At 27.4% G+C, this 23038-nt stretch carries 21 protein-coding genes, 1 tRNA gene and 1 pseudogene; 4 read left to right on the forward strand and 19 right to left on the reverse strand.

Annotated features, from left to right (window positions below; translation table 11 throughout):
• Window positions 1–555: 555 nt before the first annotated feature.
• The 10 genes from AVBRAN12647_RS04275 to mraY all read right to left on the reverse strand — a co-directional run bounded on the left by AVBRAN12647_RS04275 (window position 556) and on the right by mraY (window position 9603).
• Window positions 556–1158, reverse strand: a complete 603-nt coding sequence (locus AVBRAN12647_RS04275; protein WP_214117343.1) for a hydrogenase-4 component G — start codon at window positions 1156–1158, stop codon at window positions 556–558.
• A gap of 77 nt (window positions 1159–1235) precedes the next feature.
• Window positions 1236–2402 carry an amidohydrolase gene (locus tag AVBRAN12647_RS04280; RefSeq protein WP_214117344.1) on the reverse strand — a complete coding sequence of 389 codons (1167 nt, stop codon included), beginning with the start codon at window positions 2400–2402 and terminating at the stop codon, window positions 1236–1238.
• A complete protein-coding gene (locus tag AVBRAN12647_RS04285) occupies window positions 2402–3166 on the reverse strand; it encodes a pseudouridine synthase (protein ID WP_214120204.1) in 765 nt (254 codons plus the stop codon). The genes AVBRAN12647_RS04280 and AVBRAN12647_RS04285 overlap by 1 nt, the downstream gene beginning before the upstream one ends.
• Window positions 3166–4089 carry a KpsF/GutQ family sugar-phosphate isomerase gene (locus tag AVBRAN12647_RS04290; protein WP_214117346.1) on the reverse strand — a complete coding sequence of 308 codons (924 nt, stop codon included), beginning with the start codon at window positions 4087–4089 and terminating at the stop codon, window positions 3166–3168. Before AVBRAN12647_RS04290 ends, AVBRAN12647_RS04285 begins: the two co-directional genes overlap by 1 nt.
• Before the next feature lie 9 nt (window positions 4090–4098).
• Window positions 4099–6003: a ribonuclease J gene (locus AVBRAN12647_RS04295; RefSeq protein WP_250325130.1), complete on the reverse strand. Its 1905-nt coding sequence runs from the start codon at window positions 6001–6003 to the stop codon at window positions 4099–4101.
• Complete coding sequence (rsmA, locus tag AVBRAN12647_RS04300) at window positions 5993–6760, reverse strand: 16S rRNA (adenine(1518)-N(6)/adenine(1519)-N(6))-dimethyltransferase RsmA (RefSeq protein ID WP_214117348.1); 768 nt, start codon at window positions 6758–6760, stop codon at window positions 5993–5995. The genes AVBRAN12647_RS04295 and rsmA overlap by 11 nt, the downstream gene beginning before the upstream one ends.
• A gap of 102 nt (window positions 6761–6862) precedes the next feature.
• A tRNA-Phe gene (locus AVBRAN12647_RS04305) sits at window positions 6863–6938 on the reverse strand.
• A gap of 46 nt (window positions 6939–6984) precedes the next feature.
• A complete protein-coding gene (locus AVBRAN12647_RS04310) occupies window positions 6985–7371 on the reverse strand; it encodes a hypothetical protein (protein WP_267523279.1) in 387 nt (128 codons plus the stop codon).
• The gene (gene murD, locus AVBRAN12647_RS04315; protein ID WP_336614750.1) at window positions 7364–8551 is read right to left on the reverse strand and encodes a UDP-N-acetylmuramoyl-L-alanine--D-glutamate ligase; all 1188 of its coding nucleotides are present in this window, start codon (window positions 8549–8551) and stop codon (window positions 7364–7366) included. Before murD ends, AVBRAN12647_RS04310 begins: the two co-directional genes overlap by 8 nt.
• Before the next feature lie 5 nt (window positions 8552–8556).
• Window positions 8557–9603, reverse strand: a complete 1047-nt coding sequence (gene mraY, locus AVBRAN12647_RS04320; RefSeq protein WP_214117351.1) for a phospho-N-acetylmuramoyl-pentapeptide-transferase — start codon at window positions 9601–9603, stop codon at window positions 8557–8559.
• Window positions 9604–9700: 97 nt separating this feature from the next.
• Here mraY and thiD point away from each other — a divergent pair, with 97 nt between their 5' ends.
• Entirely contained in the window at window positions 9701–10483 is a 783-nt protein-coding gene (thiD, locus tag AVBRAN12647_RS04325; RefSeq protein ID WP_214117352.1) for a bifunctional hydroxymethylpyrimidine kinase/phosphomethylpyrimidine kinase, read from the forward strand.
• A 23-nt stretch (window positions 10484–10506) separates the two neighbouring features.
• Here the strand turns inward: thiD and AVBRAN12647_RS04330 are convergent, their stop codons facing one another.
• Entirely contained in the window at window positions 10507–12930 is a 2424-nt protein-coding gene (locus tag AVBRAN12647_RS04330; protein WP_336614751.1) for a hypothetical protein, read from the reverse strand.
• A 170-nt stretch (window positions 12931–13100) separates the two neighbouring features.
• On the opposite strand from AVBRAN12647_RS04330, the gene AVBRAN12647_RS04335 reads away from it, so the two are divergent.
• From AVBRAN12647_RS04335 to AVBRAN12647_RS04345, 3 genes are read left to right on the forward strand one after another with little or no spacing between them, the layout of a single operon-like run.
• The gene (locus tag AVBRAN12647_RS04335) at window positions 13101–13358 is read left to right on the forward strand and encodes a heavy-metal-associated domain-containing protein (protein WP_336614752.1); all 258 of its coding nucleotides are present in this window, start codon (window positions 13101–13103) and stop codon (window positions 13356–13358) included.
• Window positions 13355–13594: a hypothetical protein gene (locus tag AVBRAN12647_RS04340; protein WP_214117355.1), complete on the forward strand. Its 240-nt coding sequence runs from the start codon at window positions 13355–13357 to the stop codon at window positions 13592–13594. Before AVBRAN12647_RS04335 ends, AVBRAN12647_RS04340 begins: the two co-directional genes overlap by 4 nt.
• Window positions 13572–15926 (forward strand): TonB-dependent receptor plug domain-containing protein, encoded by a 2355-nt coding sequence (locus tag AVBRAN12647_RS04345; RefSeq protein WP_336614753.1) that lies wholly within the window; start codon window positions 13572–13574, stop codon window positions 15924–15926. The genes AVBRAN12647_RS04340 and AVBRAN12647_RS04345 overlap by 23 nt, the downstream gene beginning before the upstream one ends.
• Before the next feature lie 24 nt (window positions 15927–15950).
• On the opposite strand, the gene AVBRAN12647_RS04350 is transcribed toward AVBRAN12647_RS04345, so the two are convergent.
• The 8 genes and pseudogenes from AVBRAN12647_RS04350 to AVBRAN12647_RS04385 all read right to left on the reverse strand — a co-directional run bounded on the left by AVBRAN12647_RS04350 (window position 15951) and on the right by AVBRAN12647_RS04385 (window position 22735).
• Window positions 15951–16646: a TonB family protein gene (locus AVBRAN12647_RS04350; RefSeq protein ID WP_214149703.1), complete on the reverse strand. Its 696-nt coding sequence runs from the start codon at window positions 16644–16646 to the stop codon at window positions 15951–15953.
• Complete coding sequence (exbD, locus tag AVBRAN12647_RS04355) at window positions 16615–16989, reverse strand: TonB system transport protein ExbD (protein ID WP_442862271.1); 375 nt, start codon at window positions 16987–16989, stop codon at window positions 16615–16617. The genes AVBRAN12647_RS04350 and exbD overlap by 32 nt, the downstream gene beginning before the upstream one ends.
• Window positions 16976–17404: a TonB-system energizer ExbB gene (gene exbB / locus AVBRAN12647_RS04360; RefSeq protein WP_239802994.1), complete on the reverse strand. Its 429-nt coding sequence runs from the start codon at window positions 17402–17404 to the stop codon at window positions 16976–16978. The genes exbD and exbB overlap by 14 nt, the downstream gene beginning before the upstream one ends.
• Before the next feature lie 52 nt (window positions 17405–17456).
• Window positions 17457–19520 (reverse strand): TonB-dependent receptor domain-containing protein, encoded by a 2064-nt coding sequence (locus AVBRAN12647_RS04365; protein WP_336609505.1) that lies wholly within the window; start codon window positions 19518–19520, stop codon window positions 17457–17459.
• 193 nt (window positions 19521–19713) lie between these two features.
• Window positions 19714–20325 carry a recombination protein RecO gene (gene recO, locus AVBRAN12647_RS04370; RefSeq protein WP_336614754.1) on the reverse strand — a complete coding sequence of 204 codons (612 nt, stop codon included), beginning with the start codon at window positions 20323–20325 and terminating at the stop codon, window positions 19714–19716.
• Complete coding sequence (locus AVBRAN12647_RS04375) at window positions 20313–21095, reverse strand: ATP-binding protein (RefSeq protein WP_214117410.1); 783 nt, start codon at window positions 21093–21095, stop codon at window positions 20313–20315. The genes recO and AVBRAN12647_RS04375 overlap by 13 nt, the downstream gene beginning before the upstream one ends.
• Window positions 21081–21761: pseudogene (locus AVBRAN12647_RS04380) on the reverse strand (5'-methylthioadenosine/adenosylhomocysteine nucleosidase); the annotation flags it as partial. The pseudogene AVBRAN12647_RS04380 and the gene AVBRAN12647_RS04375, both read right to left, overlap by 15 nt.
• On the reverse strand, window positions 21758–22735 hold the full coding sequence (locus tag AVBRAN12647_RS04385) for an ACP S-malonyltransferase (protein WP_336614755.1): 978 nt from the start codon (window positions 22733–22735) through the stop codon (window positions 21758–21760). The gene AVBRAN12647_RS04385 and the pseudogene AVBRAN12647_RS04380, both read right to left, overlap by 4 nt.
• Window positions 22736–23038 lie beyond the last annotated feature (303 nt).

The raw sequence follows: 23038 nt of genomic DNA on the forward strand, positions 1-23038 counted from the left end.
CTATTGTTGGATACAAATAGCTTTATGTAATAGAGTAGAACATTTTTTATTTTTTATGTAATAGAGTAGAACATTTTTTTATCTACTATATTACATATTATTGTTGGATACAAAGAGTTTTATGTAATACATTGGTGGTTTAAAGAAAAGTTTATTATATATTATTAATAACCAAAATTTTAAAGATTATGGAATTTATTTATAAAAATTATATAAATGAATTTAATAGCATAGAGCCTAGTATTAAAGAATTACTTAAGAGAGAAAAATTATAAAATGTTTAATCAATACATAGCAAAATCTTATAAAAATAAATTATTTTCATAATATATATTTTAATTGTTTTACTTTGTAATTAATGTTTTATGATGTATAATTATAAATGCAAAATATAATGATTTTACTTTATTATAAAAGCTAAAATTAATTGATTAAATTATCTAATTAGTATGAAAATTTTTTATTTTAAATTGTCTTAATATAAGAATATTTATTTTTAAGATTTTAAAATTAATTATATTTATAAGTATTAAATGCCTAAAAATAGGCATTTAATTAAGCTTTTATATCTACTACATTGCCGCCTAATTCAGCTATTTTATCATCTATAGCTTTTACAGCGCGTTCAATTGTAGCATTTGCAATATCAGCATATCCTTTGCTAAAACCACCTAAAGTCTTATCGGCGTCTTTAAAACCACGCATAATTCCTTCACGACCTGCTTTTAACTTTTCAATATCATCTCCAGCACCAGCTAGAACAAAACCAGCTATTCTATCGCCAGTTTGCTTACTACCCCAATAGCCATCTTCACTAATTAATTCTTTAGCTTTTGCAGGAGTTAAGTTTTGTAAATTCTCAAAACCATCACCTAATTTACCTAAAGTTCCAAGAAAAGTATTAAGTTGCATTTCATTTTTTGAAAAACTAAATATACTTCCTTGAGTATTAAATTGAGAAAAGCTAATTTGCATACTTTGTGCTATATAAGCATTTGTAATATCCTTACCACTAATACTACTTAAATCCCTATCTCCTAAGTCAATGCCTATATTTTTTAAATTATCTTTTATAGCATTTCTTGCATCATCTTGAGTTTTTACACTTTTTGGTAAGCCACTCGTAAAACCTGAATTACTAACAGAACCTACATTCATAATCTTCTCCTTTTAAATATAGTCTTTTTTATATCGGCTAAATAATAAATTTATTTAATTTTTTAATAAAAATAAATTTATTTTAAATAATTTAATACTAAATTTGCAAAATACTTACTAGCTAGTAGCAATACTTCATCGTTGAAATTATATTCTGGATGATGAAGATTTGCACTATCTCCATTATTTATAAAAGCATATGTTCCTTTAACCTCATCTAAAAACGCAGAAAAGTCTTCGCTACCCATTAAATGCGGGTGTTCAAACTCACATTCATCTTCACCAAAACTCTCAATAGCAGCAAGTCTTGCTAACTCGTGTGCTTCATCGTTATTGATAGTAGCTTTTATATTTTCAGCTCTTTTTACTATGGCTTTTATATTAAAAGCATTTGCTAAGTTTGTTGCTAATTCTTTAATTCTTGTATCAATAAATTCAAGCTCTTGATTGCTAAGACCTCTTACATTTATCATAACACTAGCTTCATTTGGGATTATATTAAATGCTTTTGTAGTTCCTGCTAGAAAGCCTGTAACATTTACAACGCTATCTTTTAATTCTAAAGATTTAAAAGTATATAAAGCATTTACAAAATTATTTGCAACGCTTATTGGGTCTTTACATAAATGTGGAGCCGATGCGTGTCCGCCTAAGCCTATAAAATCTACTTTATAAGCACTTACACCTGCCATCATTACGCCTTTTTTCATAAAGAATTTCTTATTTTCATAGCCTTTCATCTGCGAAATTGGCATATTATGAATTCCATAAATATAATCAACCTTAAAGCGTTCTAAAACTCCATCTTTTATCATTCTCATAGCACCGCTTAGCATTTCATTATCACAACATTCTTCAGCAGGTTGAAAAAATAAATTAAGAGTTCCATTAAAATTAGCACTTGCTAAATACTTAGCAGCCATTAATAATCCTGCCGTATGCCCATCGTGTCCGCAAGCGTGCATACAGCCATTCTTACTAGCATAATCAAGTCCTGTGCATTCTTCTATACTAAGTGCATCCATATCAGCTCTAAGACCTATGCTTTTAGTAGAATTTCCTTTCTTTAATACTCCTACAACACCTGTTTTTCCTATGCCTTCATAAACTTCATAACCAAATTCTTTTAGTTTATTTGCAACTAATTTTGCGGTATTAAACTCATTAAATCCTAGCTCTGGATTTGCGTGTATGCTATGTCTTAACTCTATAAATTCTTTATGTAAATTATTTAATTCTTTCATTAATAATACACCTTATTTTCTTTTAAAAAGCTTCTTAAATCTTCGTATTCGCTATTGGTTAAAAATCTATATTTTTTAGGCTTTAACACACCCAAATCAACCCTACCAAAAGCAACCCTTTTAAGCTCCACTACTTCTAAATCAAATTCAGCAAAAAAGCGTCTTAATTCTCTATTTTTGCCTTCATCAATAATAACTCTTAGTTTTGTATATCCACCACTACTTCCAAAAATCTCATATTCTAAAAAAGGCTTTAGACTAAGATTTGTGATTTTGCTTTTTGGGTGTGCTCCTTTTAAGCTATTTACAATCTCAAGTCCATTTTCCATAGCATTGATTACATCTTTACTTATAGTGCCTTTAATTTTTAAGTAATATTCACGCTCTAAGTTACTTTGCATTAAAAAATCAGCTATTACAGGACTATCTACTAATAAAAGTATGCCCGTTGATGAAAAATCTAATCTTCCAACAGGATTAAAATGTCTAAAATCTCTTGGCAAATTATCATATATCAAGGCTCTTCCACGCTCATCTTTATGGCTTACTAATTCGCCTTTATCTTTATGATATACGATGACGCTAAATTCACTTTTTTTATAAATTCTTTTACCTTTTACAAAAACTTTATCATCAATTCCAACTTCACTCCAGTCTTCTAAGCAAACTTTGTTATTAATCTTTACTAAGCCTTCTTTTATTAATTTATCAGCTTCTTTTCTTGAATACTTGCTATTGTGTGCTATAAATTTATTAAGTCTCATCACTCATCCAATAATTGTAATAATCCTATTATTTTTTCATTCTCAAGAACTACTAAAATTGATATTTTGTTTTCTTTCATATAAGAAAACGCCTTATGTGCTAAAACTGATTTTTCTATGGTTTTAGGATTTTTACTAGCATATTCTAAGGCTAATTGTTCTAAAGAAAAATCATCCTTAGCCATAGCTCTTCTTAAATCCCCATCACTTAAAAATCCAACTAATTTTTCATTATCAACCAATAAAGCACAACCAAAACTTGCCTTGCTCATACAAATAATAGCGTCTTTTAAACTAGCATTTTTGCTTATTATCGGTAGATTGTTTTTATGCATTAAATCACTAACTTTTACATAATACTTTTTACCTAATGCTCCACCTGGATGATTTATACCAAAATCACTAACGCTAAAATCTTTTAAATTAATAACACAAGCTAAAAGCGCATCAGCTAAAGCTAGAGTTAGAGTAGTTGAGCTAGTAGGTGCTGGTAGATTTGTAATTGCTTCATTGCAATTTGTAGCAATATTGAAACTACAAGCATTTGCTAATGGAGAATTGCTTTGAGAAATGCTAATTAAAGTAGCGTTTCTATCATTTAAAAATGGTAATATTTTTAACACTTCTTCGCTTTTACCACTAAAAGAAATTAAAATCACCACATCATCTTTACAAATATTTCCCAAATCTCCGTGCATTAACTCACTAGCATGAATAAAAAATGACCTTACCCCACAACTAGCAAACGAAGCTGCAATTTTGCGTCCAACGATACCACTTTTACCAACTCCAACAATGATTAAATTCCCTTTGCATTCACTAATTATCTTAGCAACTTCACAAAAACTCTCATCTAAAGAATTTGACGCTTCTTCTAAAGCGAAGGCTTCTCGCTTTAGAATGTTTTTTGCAATTTCTAGCATATTTTATCCTTAATGAATATTTAATAATAAATACGGATATTTTTTATATTTTTTGAAAAAATACTTCTTAAGTGCATTTCTTAGTGCAGGTTCAAATGCCTTTTTATCCTTTAATAAAGTATCTTTTGCATCAGCTATAAATAATTTAATATAATTGCTAACATCAGTTGCAAAATCTTGAGCTAGTTTATTTGATACTAAACCAAAATTGATTATATGTGCGTGATTTAGTGTCCTTGCACCCATATTAATATGAAGATTAAGCTGCACTATTCCATGCTCTGCAAGATTTTTTCTAGTATTTAATAAATCATCATGCACTTCTCTATCTACTTGATTATCTATATAAGTTTTACCTGTTTTAACGGTTTTTAATCTTCTTAATTTATTCCAGCTAATCTCCATTTGATCGCCGTTATTTAATAAATATATATTTTTTTCATTCACACCACAAGCAATTGCACTAGCTTTGTGCTTACTAATATGAGAATACTCTCCATGCACAGGCAAGAAATATTTAGGTTTTACAAGTCTTAAGATTAGCTTTTGCTCTTCACTTGCTGCATGACCGCTTACATGAATTTCGCTAAATTCTTGATAAGCAACACTTGCTCCATGACGCATTAATAAATCAATTACACCCGATACACTTGCTTCATTACCAGGAATTGCTTTAGCACTTATAATTACTTGATCATTTGGCTTAATTTTTACATGTTTATGTTCGCTTGTAGCCATTCTATATAATGCACTCATACTCTCACCTTGTGAGCCTGTAGTTACTATTAATATCTCTTCATCAGGATATTTATCAAGCTCATCAGCACTTATGAAAATCTTTTTATCAAATTTTAAATATCCAAGCTCAATTGCTGTAAATAGGTTTCTTTCCATAGAACGACCTATAATACAAACTTTTCTATTATATACAAGTGCGTGTGTGATTGCTTGATGAATTCTGTGAATGTTTGAGCTAAATGTACTCATAATCACACGACCTTTGCATCTTGAATAAATCAAATCAAAAGTCCCACCAACGGTGCTTTCGCTCTTAGTTACACCTTCGCGGTAACTATTAGTACTATCGCTAAATAAACATAAAACACCTTTTTCGCCATAATAAGCTAAACGATGTAAATCACTAGCATAACCATCTATTGGAGTATGGTCAATCTTAAAATCTCCCGTATGAATAATAGTTCCAGCAGGAGTATTTATAGCTAATGCACAGCTATCTATAATACTATGAGTTATATGCATAAACTCAACTTTAAAAGAGCCAATTTCATAAATTTGTCTTTTTGTAATTGGTCTAAATAATTTGCATTTATCTTTAAGCCCATGTTCGCTAAATTTATTTGAAATCATTCCAAGTGGAAGCGGCGTAGCATAAATCGGAAAATCAAATTCTTTATAAAAATAAGGCATTGCTCCAATATGATCTTCGTGAGCATGAGTGATAAGAACAGCTTTTACTTTATCTTTTATCTTTCTAACATAAGAAAAATCAGGAACTACAATATCAACACCTAAAGTATCAGCATCAGGAAAGCTCATTCCAACATCAATGATAATAGCTTCATCTTCATACTCAATTACGCTCATATTTCCACCAATAGCACCAAGTCCGCCTAATGGAGTAAATTTAACACTTGCATTACCTTTGTAATTTATCCAAGGATATAGCCTTTTTTCTTGAGCTTTTTCGTTTTCTTTCATCGATTCAGCTAAGGCTTTTTGCCAATCTAAATCACCTTTTAAAGAAGCTGGTAAGATTTTTTTCTTACGCTTTTTTTTCTTTTTAGCTTTTTTATCGTCAATTTCTTCTTCTAATTCTTCTAAAAGTTCATCTTCGTTTTCAGCGTTTTCATAACTTCTTGCTACTTTTGTTTTTTCTAAATCTTCAATATTCATTTTCATCCTTTAGTAATTTAAAAAGTTCTAAGAATGATTTAACAGATATTTCATGAGCTCTTTTGTTTTCATCAATTTCTAGCTTATCTAATGCTTGTTTTACCTTTGTTTTATTTGAAAATGAACTAAGCATTTTTTTTCTTGGTTGATTAAAGGCTATCTTGATAAAAGAATTAAAAGCTTTTAAATCTTTTTTATCCAACAAACTAGGCTTTTTAATAAGCTTAATTACACTAGAATTTACTTTTGGCATAGGAGTGAATGCACTAGGTGGCACTTCACAAACATTAACTTTATCACAAAGTAAATCCGTAATAACACTTAAAGCACAATAATCAATACCAAAAAATCTATCTGCTAATTCTTTTTGAATCATCACAAGCATACCTATGCAGTTATCATCAAATAAAGCATTTATAATAATTTGCGAACTAATATAATACGGCAAATTAGCACATATAAAATAAGGCTCATCGCTAATTTTTACATTCATAACATCAGCATTTATTAGCGTAAAATCTCCACTTAAAATCTCTTTATTAAAACGCTCGTTTAAAATAGGAATTAAACTATCATCTATTTCAAAACTTGTTAATTTAAAACCGCTTTTAAGTATTGGAGCAGTTAAATCACCTAAGCCAGGCCCAATTTCAATTAATTTTGCTTTTAAATCTTTGGGTATCGCTTGGATGATCTGCTGTTTTACTAACTCATCTTTTAAAAAATTTTGTCCGAATTTCTTTTTTGCCTTAATCATTTGGGGAGTATATGAAAAAATATTTAATGTATAGAAAAATTATTTTGAAATTCCTATTTCAAATTCTCAAATAAAAAATAATAAAAAGTGGGAAAACTAAAATGGTGGTTAGAGGCAGAATCGAACTGCCGACACGCAGATTTTCAGTCTGCTGCTCTACCGACTGAGCTATCCAACCACCGAAGTAAAAGCCGTTATTATATATGATAATTCTTAAATTATGCTTAAATTTTTTCTAATGCGAAAATTTGTTGTTTTAAAAACGAATAATTAAGTATTGAAAGTATAAAAACTACAATACTAGCAATACTTAAAAATGAAATTCCTATTTCAAATTCTTGAAAAAATAAAATTATCAAACATAAAATCATTACTAAAAAACTAAGACTTATCGCTTTTATTTGTCTTTTTTTAGCCTTATCAAAATTATTTTCATTTTGATTTTTAAATAAAATCACCCTATCAATAGCAACTACAAAATAAGTATTTTCGTAATTTTTTAATTCATCTTGGATTATAAATTCTTTATTTTTATAAAGTAATTTATTATTTTTCACACTATACTCACTTGTAATTAAAGCACTTTTTGCAAGTCTTAAAAAGCTAAACATCTAAATCTTTCATATATTTTATAAACAAATCCCCACGCTCAGCATAAGAACTAAACTCATCTAAACTAGCACACGCAGGACTTAATAATGCTATTTCTTTAGTTGTTAAATCTTTATAAATCATACTTACAGCTTCTTTTAGATTGGTTCTAATTGGGTTTAATCCGTGCTTTTTAGCAATATCGCTAAAATCGCTCTTACCTATTAAATAAAGCTTTATATTTTTATCTAATTTTGAGAAAAACTCATTTAAATCTTGACCTTTAGCATCTCCACCAGCAATTAAATGTAAAGGCTCTTTAAAACTATTAATAGCAGCAAGTGCAGCTGAAATATTAGTAGCCTTGCTATCATCAATCCAAATTCTATCTTTGCTATCTTTAAAAATCTCAACTCTATGACGACCAATTTTAAACTTAGATATTTTTTCATATTCAATTTTGCCACTAATAATCTTACAAGCAGCCAACGCTAAACACGCATCTAATAAAAACGGCTCATTGTAATTTAATCTAGCTAAATCAATATCAAAAAGCTTAGCTAAATCACTAGAATTCTCATAAAAATATTTAATACAATTTGCACTCTTTAAATACTCTTCATATTTTTTAGGCACAATAATACTTGCTGTTTTATTCATTCTAAAAATTAAATCAAGTTTTGCTTTTTCATAATTATTAAAGCTTCCATGCCAAGAAATATGATCATCACAAATAGGTAATAACACATAAAGTTCAGGTCTTGCAACCTTAGTATAATGAAGGGCAAAAGAGCTCATCTCAAGGACAACTAAATGTGCTTTAAGATTCATTAATGCAATTGGTTTTCCTATATTTGCTCCTGCTTCAATATTAAGCAAATAAGAAATCATTTCCGTTGTAGTAGTCTTACCATTAGTCCCACTAACCCAAATGCTAAGCCCTAAAGCTTCGTTATAAAAATCAATCTCACTTGTTAAATTCTTAGCACTTTTACATAAAATATGATTAGGCGCAATTCCAGGACTAACTACTTCTATACTACTTTTATCAGGATTAAAATAGCTTGTAGGTAAAAGCTTATTACCAAATTCATCTTCACTACAAACGCTAAATTTATCATCATATATATACCATTCACCCTTTTTATAAGTGCTTGTAATCGCCTTAGCAACATTTCCATATCCAAACATTGATAACATAAAACTCACCTTAATTTAATAGTAATTAACGCTAAAACATTGCAAATAAATGCAATTAGCCAAAATCTAACTATGATTTTATTTTCACTCCAACCAATTTGCTCAAAATGATGATGAATTGGAGCCATTTTGAAAATCCTTTTATGAAATATTTTAAAACTTCCAACTTGTAAAATAACGCTAATAGTCTCAAGAACAAAAACAAAACCTATTAAAATTAATAAAATCTCATTTTTTGAAATTATCGCTAAATATCCAACAATAGCTCCTAATGTAAGAGAGCCGCTATCTCCCATAAATACTTGTGCTGGATGGCAGTTATACCATAAAAATCCTAGTAAAGCACCAATTAATGCAAGTGCAATCACAACACATTCTTCACTCCCGCTTACTCTAGGTAACAATAAATAATTAGCATAAACAGCATTTGAGCTAAGATATAAAAACACTGATAATGTAAATAGTGAAAACACACTAGGCACACAAGCAAGCCCATCAAGTCCATCAGTTAGATTAATAGCATTTGAGCTAGAAATTAACACCAATACCCAAAATAATAAAGCAAAATACTTCATATCAATTATAGGATATTTATAAAATGGGACAAAAAGTTCTGTGCTAAAATTCCCATATATCATAATAGGTAATATTGTTATTAAAGATGCAATTAACATTAAAATCATTTTAGAGCGTGGTTTTAACCCAGCCTTATTTGCCTTTTTTAATACCTTGCCTAAATCATCAATTATTCCAATAGCACCAAAACAAACAATACACAAAATCGCACTAAAACTATAAACATTAAATGTAGTAAAAACAAGACTAGATAATAAAGCAGCACAAATAAAAACAACCCCACCCATTGTAGGAGTATTAGATTTTTTTTGATGATTTAGTGGTGCATCGCTTAAAATTGGCTGATTTGCCCCTACACTCTTTGCCCAAGAAATAAAAAGTGGCATAATAATTAATGTAATAATAAACGATAATAAAAACGCTAAAAAAGCCCTAACGCTAATGTAAGAAAATAAGTTTATATCAAGGTTAAACATTTTTGTTCCTAATAAATTTATAAAAAAGGCAAATATTATAATAAAATTATAAATTTTTAGAGTATTATTTCTCTTTTAACCAATATAAGGAGTTTATATGTTAAATCCAGTTCTAACAATTGCAGGAAGTGATTGCAGTGGTGGTAGCGGACTTGAAGCTGATTTAAAAACCTTTACTATGCATAAAACTTTTGGAATGGCAGTAGTTTTAGGAGTATATGCTGTAAATACTCAAGGAGTTTATGGTGCTTGTGTTATGAATGAAGATATTGTATCGGCTCAATTTGATGCAGTATTTAAAGATATTCCACCAAAAGCACTAAAAACAGGATTAATGGGGGATGCTAATTTAATAAGATTAACTATTGAAAAATTTAAAGAATATAAACCTAAAAATATAGTAATTGACCCTGTTATGTTTGCTAAAAGTGGTTTTAGATTAATAGGAGATGAAGATTTTAAGCTTTATGTAAATGAGTTTATCAAATTCGCTGATATTTTAACGCCTAACAAATTAGAAGCCGAACTTTTATGTGGATTTGAGATTAATTCTAAAGAAAAACTAAAAGATGCTGCTAAAAAATTAATAGACTTAGGTGCTAAAAGCGTGATTGCTAAAGGTGGAAAATATTTTGATTTAGCGATAGATTATTTTTATGATGGAAAAGACTTTTACGAGCTTTACGGCAAACCTTTAAATACCACAAACGATCACGGAGCAGGATGTACTTTAAGTGCTTCTATAGCTGCTAATTTAGCTAATGGACTTTCTAAACTACAAGCTGTAAAAGATGCTAAATTATATACACAAAATGCAATGGAATTTGCTCCAAATCTAGGAAGTGGCAGAGGCCCATTAAATCATATGTTTAATTTATAAAAAGGCAAAATATATAATTTTGCCTAAAACTTATATCCAAAACCAATCTTAAAAAAATAAGAATTAAATTCTTTAAAAAACTGCCTACTTAAATCAATATCCAAACTTAAACTATCATTTAATAAATACTTAGTTTGTATTCCAAGCTCAAAACTATTAAGATTTTTAAAATATAGATTTTCTTTAGAATATCCATCACTTATAATAAGCAATTTATCCTTGCTTAAGCTTTTAAAATAATTACTATTTAGCGAAAATGCAAAATCATTGTTAAGGTATTCTAAAGCAAAACCTAATTTTAAAAAGCAATTATTTTGCCTTTTAAATAAAGCTTTTATATATTCATTTTTATATTTTGTCTTTGGTAAGTATTCAAAAACAAAAGCAATATTTGGCTTATATACAAAATAATTTTCATAACTTAATCCAAATTCTACTTTTGAATTAACGCTAAAATAATCTTTATTTATAATCCCTAAATCATCAAGATTTATCGCAACTTCGTGCTCATTGTATTTAAAATCAGTATTTATATAAAAATTATCAAAATTAAAATTAGCATAAAATCCGCCGCCATAGATTTTATGATTTTTGCTTTCATTATTTAAGCTATATAAAAACAATCCTAAATTATTATAAAAATAATTATATTCATTAGATTTATTTATTTTTATTAGATTTAGCCAATAATTTATATCATTTATATCCCCACTTAAATACTCATAATCTAAATAATCAAACCTTTTGCTATCAAAATTTAATCTTGAAATAGAATAATTTAATAAGTCTTCTTTATAGAATTTATTTTTTATATTATTAATTAGCTTTTTATCCACACCAATTTTTGCAATATCAGGATTTTTTGCTGTAATTTTATTTATTGCATTATTTTCTAAATTCTTTTTATATTTATCATCAAATAATTCATTAATATCGCTAATATTTAAAGAGTTAAAATCCCCTATCCCAAGCAAAAAAGCTCCATTTTGCTCTTTTTTTACTATTACTTCTTTATCAAAACCAAAAACACTAAAGCCTTTTATAGTATATACAGCAAAATCTTTACTTAAATCCTTACTACTTCTTGCTAAAAGTAAAGGAAAGAATCCTAAATTATTTTGATAATTTACAATTTTTATATCATTATTTACGCCTTTTATCTCTTCATCAACGACAATAGCCCCACTAAAACCATCATTAAAATAAAGAACAAAATTATTATTATTAGCTTCTAGTGTTTTAGCTCTAAAACCACCATAAATTGATGAAGAATTTAAAATCAAATTATCAAAAATCATATTTTTTGAATTAATTGTAGAATTATTGATTTTCGCATTTTTTACTTTTAATTCTTCATTAGCTAAATTACTATAAGCAATCTCAATATCCCCACCTAAAATATCAGCATTAATAGCAGATGCGTTAGCATAAAAATACGCATTATCGCTTTGAGTAATGGTATTATTAAAAGTAGATTTATAACTTGTAAAAAATCCACTATTATTTATCTTTTCAAAACTAGAATAAATACTATCTACATTTAAAGTATTTTCTAATTGATTTTTAAACTTAAAATTGCTTCCTACTAAATCGCCATTATTAATAACCCTATCATTAAAGGTAATATCATTTCCTATAACCCAGCCATTAATATCATTATCTAATTCTTTATTAAAAGTAGTAATATCACCTAAAATCATACCATCATTATAAGTATTTGCAAAAGTTAAATTCTCTCCAGAAATAGTGCTATTTTGATTATTTTTTAGATTATTTTTAAATTCTAAAAAATCCCCATTGATAGTATCATTATTGATTACTTCGCCAATAAATTCTGCATTATTTACATCCATAACAGCATTATTAATCACTTCATTAAAACTAGCTTTATTATCTATAAAAATATATGAATTATTTTCTAAAATTGATTTAAATGATAAATTATTTCCAGATATAAGCCCATCAGTATCATTTAAAACATCTCCATTAAAAGTATTGTTATCTCCAAAAATCCAGCCTTCTTGAAAGTTAATAAAATCATAAAAAATATTATCATCTCCATAAATTAAGCCATAATTTTGCATATTAAAAAAATTATTATGATTAGCTTCTATCATTCCATCATATAGATTAAAAAACTCTTGATTTGTAGTAGTATTGGTGCTTAAGAAATATCCATTATTAACAAACATTTGAATATTATGAAATGAGCCTTCAAAAAATCCACCATTATACACCTCATTAAAAGTAGAAAAATTACCACTTAAAGTAGCACCAAAATTATTATTAAAAACACCAGAAAATTGATTTTTATCACTATTTATGACGCCTTCATTATCTATATCTTCATTTGTAATTATCTGATTTGAAATCACTTCATTTTCATTGATAATTAAAGCATTTAAAAAAGTTAAACTAAATAAAAATAACAAATATTTTTTAAACAATATAAACCTTTATATAAAAATAATTTTTAATTATATTTAAAAATTAGCTAATATTAAAATATCAAAATAATATTTTAAATTCTAATTTAATTTTTTATATAATATTTATAATTATTTTCAATTTTTCTTAAGAAATGATTTTTATAATTAATATTTTTTAAGGAGAATGTATGAAAAAATTATTATTTGTGTCAATTTTATCAAGTTTAGCTTTTGCTGATGTAAGTTATTTATTAAATGTAAAAAATATGGGTTGCAATGGTTGTGCTAAAAAAATAATAGAAGCGTCTAAAAGTATTGCTGAAGTTAAAGATTACAAGGCTGATTTTAATTCTAAAGATTTAGTTATTACTTTTGCTAAAGATATAGATATTAAAGCAATAGTAGAAAAAATCAACGAAATCGGCTATAAAGCAGTGCAACAATGAAAGCATTTTTTATAATGCTTTTAGCACTTAATCTTAATGCAAATGTTTATTTTATAAAAGATATGGCTTGTGAAGTTTGTGTTGATTTTATTAGTTTTTGTGCTAGTAAAGTTAGCAAAAATTATAAAGTAGATTTAAATTCTAAAACTCTAAAAATAAGTGATAAAACTTATGATGAAAAATCACTTTTAAAATGTTTAGCAAAAGATGGCTATGAAGCAATTTTGCAAAAATAAAATTAAGCTAAGCATATTTTTAGCTACATATATTTATGCAAATACCTTAGATGAAATCAATATTAATGCAGTGCAAAATATTGATTATTTAGAATTTTCTAACACTATTTACAATAAAGCCTATCTTAATACTCAAATAAAACAAAATCACACTTTAGATGAACTTATCAAAAATCATACAAATATAAGAATTACTACTAAAGATAGCGATAATTCAAATTCTTTAAAGCCAGATGATTTTTCAATCAATGGTGCTAAAACCTATCAAAATCAAATGTTTATAGATGGAATAAACATAACAAGCACCATTCAACCAGCTATGTCAAAAACGCTATATAAAAATGTCTGGTATAACCCATCTCTTGGTTCATATTCGCTTAATATAGATAGCGAAATTATAGATAATTTAAGCATTTATGATAGTTTTGTAAGTGCTAGTTATGGTGGATTTTTAGGTGGAGTAATTGATGCAAAAATCAAAAGCCCATCAAAAAATCCAAGTGGTGGATTTAGTCTTGGATATAGCTTTCAAGATAATATTTTTATAGATGATAAAATAAGGCAAAAATATTCTAGTGGATATGGTTATCAAGATTTTAGTAATTATTATAAAAGATATTTCAGTGCTAATTTTAGCTCATATTTAAATGATACTTTTGGAATTTTATTTTTTGTAAGTAGTAATTATTCAAATACAAAAATAAAACAAAAAGATATATACACAATAAATAAAATCAGCGATACAAATAACTTAATTTTGCTAAAAACTCAAAAAGATTATGATAACCATATTCTTAGCTCAACTTTTATTTATAATCCTTATTTAATAAATCAATTTCAAGAAGGCGTAATTGATTCTAATATGAAAGTAAATTATGGTGGATTTAGCTTAGCTTTTAATCTTGAAAGTGAATTAAAAAATATAAATCTTAATCAGCATTTATCATTTTTAAAATCAAATTCTTCAAGAATTTATGATAAAAAAGTTCAGTATCAATTCATCTTACCTTCAGGTATAAAGCAAAGTTATGGTGGGCTAGGAGATACCTTACAAACTGAAAAATTATATCAATATAAAGTAGATGCTAAAACTAATGAATTTAAAAATAATGATTTAGAATATAGCTTTAATTTTGGTTTTGAACTTAGTAAAAATCAAGGCAAAATAAATAGAATTAATCCTTATACAAGATATGAAAAACCAATTGATATTCTAGCTTGTAAAGAAAATGATATTAGTTGCATAAATAATCAATATTTTTCATATTATGAAACACATTTTGCAAAAGCTAAAAAATCAATAAATAACTACGCTCAATTTATACAAAGCGATATTAAATATCATAATTTTAGATTTAGATTAGGTCTTAGAAATGATTATGATAGCCTTAGCAAAAGATTTAATATAGCCCCTAGAACAGGACTTGAGTATTATTTAAATGATAATCAATTTTTAGGATTTGGATTTAATAAATATTATGATAAAGGGCTTTTAGCTTATATTTTATATGATGATTATTTTAGTGGATATGAAGAGTATTCAAGAATTGATTATAATAGCCCTTGGATACAAGATACAAAATGGCAAAAAGATAGAGTTTTTATGGGATTAAAAAGCCCTTATGCTAATGAGTTTAGCCTATATTACAACGCAGAATTTAAATATTTTAAAATGTTATTAAAATACATTAAACGCAAAACTTATAATGAAATTTATTCAGCAAATCAAGAAGAATTAGGCTTAGAAAGTATAAAAGATACTGATAATAATTATAAAGTTTATTATAATGGCAAAAAAACAGCTAATGATATTGTAAGTCTTAATTTATCTAGCAATGAAATTAGTATATTTAATACTAAAAATTATTTTGATTTAAATCTTAGCTATCTACATAAAAAAGGTAGTGCGACTAATTATTTAAGCACAACTGGTAAAAACATAATCTATAATGGTAAAACTATAAAATCAAGCGAATTGCCATTTGTTTATGAGCCTTTTATAGCTAATTTTACTCATAATTTATTTTATGATAATTTTAACTTGATTAATGAAATCACTTATCATTCAGCGAAAAATGATTTATACTCACAATACGATAAGAATTTAAATATGCAAATATTTAGCGATACTAAACTTAAGTCATATTTGAATTGGAATTTAGGATTTGGCTATACTAAAAATATTAAAAATACTAAATTAAAAATAAGTTTTAATATCTTAAATATTTTAAATAGCAAAAATAAAATCAGCGTATTTAATTGCAATAACGAATTATGTTATAAATACGCTAATTCAAGGCTATATACTTTTAATCTAAATTATAATTTTTAAATTAGTGCAATTAAGCACTAATTTTTAATGTAAGCTAAACTTAAGCGGCACACTAATATCTAAAACTCTTTCATAACGCTTAAATTTCGCTATCTCAACGCTTTTAATTCCTGCTTGATTTAGATTTTCATATTTTGATGGCTTAAGTATTTTTATATTTTTTGCCTTACCATAATCATAGGTAAATCCTACAACCACTACTCCTTGCTCACGCCTTTTTCTTGAACTCATAGGATAATTGCTCTTAGCAGTTTTATTTAAAACTGATTGAATATGAGAGATTAATTCATCTTGATTATTCCCACCTGCAGGAGTATTATTACTAATTGTAGTAGTTGGTTTAGCTTCATTTATCTTGCTTGCTAAAGGTTCGTTTTTAGGTGTGATTGGCTCATCTTGAGTTTTTTTAATTTCTTTTACTTCTTGCTTTGGTTTTGGTTTTTTATGGTGCTTTTTTTTAGGTTTTAAAGCAAATTTTTCTTCTTTTATCTCTTCTTTGATTATTTCTTCTTTTATTTCTTTTACTTCTTCAATTATTTCTTCTTTAACAGCATTTTGAGGTATGCTAGGAGCATAAAAAAGCACCGCTAAAGCTTTATCATTTTTAATCTCACTTGTCTTTACATCAATTCTAAAAAAACACGCCAACAAAACCGCATGAACTAAAAAGGAGATGAAAAATGCGATTTTATTTTTCTGTTGCAATAGCAAAATTTTCATGCTTTAACTCTTTTAAAATATCCACTATTTTTACAAAATGTTTATAACTAGCGTTCTCATCAGAGCGTAAAATTACAATTTCATCTTTACTAATACTTGATAATTTTGCCTTTAATTCATCTACGCTAAGCAAACTCTCATTATAAAATATCTCGCCAGTTTCATTAATACTTATAAATACTTTTTGCTTATCATCAATGCTTACGCTATTTTCTGATTTTGGTAAGTTTATAGCGATTTTTTCTTCTGCTATAAAGGTGCTAACACTTAAAACAATGCAAAGTAAAACTAGCATAATATCAATAAATGGAACTAGATTTAAGCCTTCTTTATTTACTCTCATTATTTTCCTTAAATCTTGATAATACAACATCAACTTTTCTAATAAATGCGTTGTATATCATAAGAGTTGGGATTGCTACAACAAGTCCAAGTGCTGTTGCTTTTAGTGCTAGTGAAAGCCCTAGCATAATACTTTTTGCGTCCATAGTAGCTGCATTTGCCATATCATAAAATGTAATCATTATGCCTATTACCGTGCCAAGCAAACCTATATAAGGAGCGTTTTGATAAACGATGTAAAGACAGGTGAGATTTTTACTAAGTGCTATTTCTAATTCATCTTTACATTTATAATTTTTAATATCAATATTCTTAAAAAATATTAGCCTTTCAATACTAAATGCCAAAACTAAAAAGCTCATAAAAAATAATATCGCAAACACAAAATAATCTAAATATTCTTTTAAAAATTCCACATTTTCTCCTAATAATTGATATTCTAAAAAAGGCTAAAAAGCCTTTTTTAGTTTAGAATTTGTAACTAAAACCTAGTTTTATATTTCTTCCTGCTTCATAGTCGTTTGCAGTTTCAACACCAAATCTTCTTTGAGAATGTGAAACATAAGTTTTATCAAATAGATTGCCAACGCTTAAGTTTATTTCAAGATTTTGAGTAGGCATATAACTTGCATATATTTCGCTTACTCCATAACCTGCTTTTTTAGTTCCATCTTCTAAAGTCTTACCAGCAAAAGCTATTAGGTTATAACCAAATAATGTATCAATTGGACTAGCAAAATATTCAGCATTAAATGTATATTTATCCCCACTATCACTATATGCCATTACGCCACCAACTTTACTTTTGTCTTTATGTTTTGTTGTTTGATGAGTATAACTTGCACTAAATTTTAAATTCTCATAAGCATAAGAAGCATATAATTCAACCCCACGAACATTAGATTTACCCATATTCATACGATTGTAATTATTCTTAATTGTTTGTCCGTTTTGAGTAGTTGTTACGCTTACATTTTCTTTAATTAAATTCTTATAATCAGTATAAAAATATTTAGCTACAAAATTAACATTATGTTCATTAAAGTTATTTTTATACCCAAATCCAGCTTCATAAGCATCACCTGTTTCAGGCTCTAAATTCTCATCAATATAATTTGTATTAAATGTATTTTCGCTAAGTCTTAAAGCTTCAATCGGATCAGGTCCTCTAAATACTTTTGAATACCCAGCAAATAAATTAATGCCGTTTTCTGCCTTATAATCAAGTGCTAATGCAGGGCTAAAATTATTAAATCCTTGAGTTTTCTTGCCAAAATTATCTATAGTAAATCTATCAAATCTAACTCCAGGAATTATGCTAAATCCACCAATTTGAATAGTATCTTGTAAAAATACTGATAGGTTGTTTGCTACTTCTTTAGGATGATTGTTTGTAGGAGTTACAGAAATTGCTCCATTTGTTGCATCTTTTAAACTTGAATGATTTTTTCTAAAGCTTGTAGTTTGATACCACTCAAGTCCATAAAATACTTCTTGATTAAAGCTAGTATTTTCAAATCTTGATTTATTGTTTAAATAAGCACCTGTGGTTTTTACCCCATCATTTGATAAAAATGCTTTACCACCTGATTTTTTAAATTCTGCATAATTTGGAACTTCATCTTTTATAAGCCTATGTTCTGTATGATAAACTCTAAATTCGCTATCAATTAATTCATTTGGATTGTAATTGTAGTTAAATGTATAGGTATCTCTTTGCATTTTTTGAGGCAAAATAGGTTGAGCTCTTTCTCCTGCTTTTAGTGTGCCTGTATCAAATGCCACCGAGCCACCAAATTCACCTCTAAATGGAAAATCACCATCATATTCAGTATGCTCATAGCTAAGACCTGCTTTATGCTCATCTTTTTCATAATTTACTTTAAATAAATAGCTTAAATCATGACCCTTACCACCAATATCATTGCCATTTCCATCTTTTCCAAAGCCATAATTTTTATGATTGATATATGCTAAAAGACCAAAATTATTATCAGTTTTACCATAAGCCATTATGCTTTTTTGCCATTCTTTATTATTAGTTGAATAGCCTGTTTTAAACTTACCGCCAAAACTCTCATCACCTTCTAATAAATCAAATGCACTTGCAGTCTTAAACGCAACCGAACCACCTAAAGCACCTGAGTTATTAGCAACACTTAAAACACCCACGCCAACATCAATAGCTTTTAATAAATCAACATCTAAAACTAAATCAGCCGAGTGATGAAAAATATTTCCACGTTGTCTTGCACCATCAATAGTAATATTAATACCCCTATCATTTACGCCACGCATATAAAGTTTTTGATTAAACTGATTTGTCCCTGCTACATAAACACCTGGAATATCACGCATAACATCTCTTATTGCACCTGCGTTTTTATTTGAAATTTTTAGCGAATCAACATTAGAATATCCAATTGAACTAGCATTTACTTCAATAGTATCAAGATTAGCATTCTCATTAGCCAATAAGCCAACACCACCAAATAAGCATAAAGCCAAAGAAAGTTTTAAAGATTTTCTCAAAATATCTCCTTAATTGATAATAAAAATGATATTCTATAATATTTTTAGTTAATAACAAAAATAATTATCATAATATTTATAAGTTTTAAATAAATGATAGTTATATTGATAATAAATTTTATTTAAAATTCAAATTCATTGTAATATTGTTTAAGATTTTTAAAATAAAGAATTTAATTTAGCTTTTGTAGTTTTATAATTTTTTAGAAAATACTTCGTATAATAAATCTATTTCACTATCTTCAAATATAGCTGAATTTTTATTTTTTAGATAATCTTTCATCTTAATTTTATTGATACTTACACTCACTTTACAACCCCTACAATACATTAAAAATCCTTCTCCTAAAGAAAAAAAATCATTTAATTCTTTATTGCATTCTGTGCAAGTTTCGCTAAAATAAAGCCTGCCTTCATATTCAATCATCAAAGCATAAGCATCTAAAAATACTCTTTTATAATGTTGAGTTTTTAATCTATTAATTATTCTTAAACTTAAATCATAATAAAAACTTCCGCACTCTTGATTATCTTTTAAATGCTCATATAAAAGCACACAAAAACTCTGCCAAGCCTTAATAATCTCATAATCATTCCAAGGCAAGGCTAATTGCATTGTTGAGTGTAGTTTTGGCAAAAATAAAGGCTGAATACTTAGCTCATAATCAATAATATTTCCGACTATTAAATGTGAGTGTCTAACTCCGTAAAATCTATAGCATTTTATTAATTCTTCGCTACTTAGGATAAAGACTATTAAATCTTTATCCCTAACGCTAAAGGTATTTAAAATTATTCCTTGCAATAATTAGCACCTTCGTTTGCAAAAAAAGTATCGTAATGAATGTTAAAAAAGGCATTTTCAAGACTTTTAAATAATTTTGGGTTTTGTGCTTCAAGACTTGCTAAAAGCTCTTTTGTTTCTGCTCTTGCGTGTGGCATTTTTACATCAAATCTCATAGCAGGACAAGCTTCATCACCTATTGTTTTAAGACCATTTTTAATAGCATTTTCTCTTAACATTCTTTCACGAACAAATATCAAAGGACGAATTACGGTAATTCCTTGTGCTGAAGTGAATTTTGCAGCAAGTGTTCTTAAAGCTCCATTATAAGTAAAGTTCATAAAAAAGCTCTCAATAGCATCATCTAAATGATGTCCTAAAGCTAATTTATTAAAGCCATTTTCCTTAGCATAAGTATATAAATATCCCCTTCTCATACGAGAGAAAAACGAGCAAAAGCTTGAATTTTGACGGATTTTTTCACTAGAAATCTCATAAATGTTACTTTCAATTATTGTATGCTTTATGCCTAAAATCTTGCAATAATTACTTAGATATTTATAATCTTCGCCCATTCCATAGCTAAGCGTTACTGCTTCAAATTCAAACTTAAACGGGACTGCTCTTTGCATATGTTTAAGTAGCATTAGTAAGCTTAAGCTATCTTTTCCACCGCTAAGTCCTACTAAAACCTTATCGCCTTCTTCAATCAAATTAAACTTATCACAAGCTCTTGCCACTTCTTTAATAAGTCTTTTACTAAGCTCATTTTTAAACAAATGTTCGCACATTTTTAAGACAAATCTAGCACTATTTTTAGCAGCTAGTTCTAAAAACTCATCAAAACTAACATCAGCATTTCCACCTGCATCATCGCTAATTGCTCTTAATATAAAACAAGGCACATTAAGACTTTCGCAAACTAAAGCAACGCTTGCTCCTTCCATCTCAACCGCATCAGCATTAAAAGTATCTTTAATCCAATTTTTCTTAGTTTCATCGCAAATAAATTGGTCTGATGTCGCAATAATGCCGCTAACTACATTTAAATCAAGCTCTTTTGCTACTTTTTTAGCAATATTGTTTAATTTCTCGCTTGTTTTTATAAAAACGCTAGTTTCAGGGACATAGCCAGGTTTGTGTCCAAACGCTGTTATATCTATATCGTGCTGCACTAATTCTTCTGCAATTAATAAATCCCCTATTTTTAAATTAGGATTAAGCGACCCTGCAACGCCCGTAAAAAGCAAACAATCAGCCTTGTATTTTTCTATCATTACACTAGCACTTAGGGCTGAATTTACTTTGCCTATTTTTGAATAAGCAATAATTAGCTCATGCCCTGCGTAATCAATGAAATAATAAGTATTATTTGCATATTTACTCTCTTTATAAGAATACTCATTTAAAATTGGCTCAATTTCTTCACGCATAGCACCTAAAATTGCTATTTTCATAGGTTTTCCTTAAATGTTTTTATAAAATTTTCAATATCTTCTAGGCTTTTTATACTAATACTTGGTTTGTTTGTTATTTTTTTATTAAGTCCGCATAAAACACTGCTTCCAAATTCTATAAAACCATCAACGCTATTTTCTATACTTTTTATGCTTTGTTTATATAAAACAGGCTTAATAAGTTGCTCTTTTATAGCTAAAATGGCTTCATTTTTAGTGCTATAAGGCTTTGTAAAAGCATTTGAGATTACTGGTATGAAATCATCATTAAACAACAATTCTTTTTCTAATTTATTAGCTGCACTTTGCATTAAAGGACAATGACTTGCTACGCTCATATTAAGTAGCATTGCTCTTTTTGCTCCAGCATTTTTAAAATCATCTATGCTATTTTCTAAATCTTTTTTAAGCCCAGCTACAACTATTTGACCATCGCAATTGTAATTTGCTGCATAGATTTGCTTATTTTCCTTATTTGCTTTAGCACAAATTTCTTCTACTAAATTATCATCTAAACCTAAAATAACCATCATAGAAGCAGGATTTTCGCTACTTGCACATTCTTGCATATATTTTCCACGCATATTTACTAGCTTTAAAGCATTTTTTAATTCAAGTGCATTATTTGCACATAAAGCCGAAAATTCTCCTAAAGAATGTCCTAAAGATGGAGTGTCTTCATAACTAATAAAAGGCTTTATATCATCTTTTTTTCTTAAAGAAATTCCATTTTCTTCTAATAATTTTTCAAATACTTTATAATACATAATGCTATTTAGTAATATTGCAGGTTGGGTAAATTCACTTATATCTAATCTATCATTTTTACTAAAAATTAATTCTTTAAAATCAATACCACAAAAACTACTAACTTTATCATAAGTTTTTCTTACAAACTCAAAATTATCAAATAATTCTTGACCCATAAAAGCACTTTGAGAACCTTGACCTGGGTATAAAAATGCGTAATTCATATTTTTCCTTTTTAATTTATTTTATTATCAAATCTTATAATACAAGTATTAAAATCTTTTAATTACAGCTATTATAAATCTTTTTTACATTTTGTATAATATTATAAAAATATAAATTCCATTATTAAAATAATAAACGAAGTTTAACTTGCAATACTAATACAATCTATATTTTTAATATCACAATTTTAGCACTTTTTTATGATTGAATTAAAAATCAAGTTAAAAATAATAAGTTTTGTATATTTATAACTTACGATTATATATTCAAGATTGCTTGTAATTTATGAATTTGATAGCAAT

This window comes from Campylobacter sp. RM12647, assembly GCF_020138135.1.
Taxonomy (GTDB): Bacteria; Campylobacterota; Campylobacteria; order Campylobacterales; family Campylobacteraceae; genus Campylobacter_E.

Coding starts and splice junctions, on each gene's coding strand:
- AVBRAN12647_RS04340 (WP_214117355.1), top strand. CDS start 13,355: ATGAAAGCATTTTTTATAATGCTTTTAGCACTTAATCTTAATGCAAAT.
- murD (WP_336614750.1), bottom strand. CDS start 8,551: ATGTTATCAATGTTTGGATATGGAAATGTTGCTAAGGCGATTACAAGC.
- AVBRAN12647_RS04350 (WP_214149703.1), bottom strand. CDS start 16,646: ATGAAAATTTTGCTATTGCAACAGAAAAATAAAATCGCATTTTTCATC.
- AVBRAN12647_RS04285 (WP_214120204.1), bottom strand. CDS start 3,166: ATGAGACTTAATAAATTTATAGCACACAATAGCAAGTATTCAAGAAAA.
- thiD (WP_214117352.1), top strand. CDS start 9,701: ATGTTAAATCCAGTTCTAACAATTGCAGGAAGTGATTGCAGTGGTGGT.
- AVBRAN12647_RS04345 (WP_336614753.1), top strand. CDS start 13,572: ATGAAGCAATTTTGCAAAAATAAAATTAAGCTAAGCATATTTTTAGCT.
- AVBRAN12647_RS04335 (WP_336614752.1), top strand. CDS start 13,101: ATGAAAAAATTATTATTTGTGTCAATTTTATCAAGTTTAGCTTTTGCT.
- AVBRAN12647_RS04280 (WP_214117344.1), bottom strand. CDS start 2,402: ATGAAAGAATTAAATAATTTACATAAAGAATTTATAGAGTTAAGACAT.
- AVBRAN12647_RS04310 (WP_267523279.1), bottom strand. CDS start 7,371: ATGTTTAGCTTTTTAAGACTTGCAAAAAGTGCTTTAATTACAAGTGAG.
- AVBRAN12647_RS04375 (WP_214117410.1), bottom strand. CDS start 21,095: ATGTGCGAACATTTGTTTAAAAATGAGCTTAGTAAAAGACTTATTAAA.
- AVBRAN12647_RS04295 (WP_250325130.1), bottom strand. CDS start 6,003: ATGAATATTGAAGATTTAGAAAAAACAAAAGTAGCAAGAAGTTATGAA.
- mraY (WP_214117351.1), bottom strand. CDS start 9,603: ATGTTTAACCTTGATATAAACTTATTTTCTTACATTAGCGTTAGGGCT.
- AVBRAN12647_RS04275 (WP_214117343.1), bottom strand. CDS start 1,158: ATGAATGTAGGTTCTGTTAGTAATTCAGGTTTTACGAGTGGCTTACCA.
- AVBRAN12647_RS04385 (WP_336614755.1), bottom strand. CDS start 22,735: ATGAATTACGCATTTTTATACCCAGGTCAAGGTTCTCAAAGTGCTTTT.
- AVBRAN12647_RS04290 (WP_214117346.1), bottom strand. CDS start 4,089: ATGCTAGAAATTGCAAAAAACATTCTAAAGCGAGAAGCCTTCGCTTTA.
- rsmA (WP_214117348.1), bottom strand. CDS start 6,760: ATGATTAAGGCAAAAAAGAAATTCGGACAAAATTTTTTAAAAGATGAG.
- exbD (WP_442862271.1), bottom strand. CDS start 16,989: ATGAGAGTAAATAAAGAAGGCTTAAATCTAGTTCCATTTATTGATATT.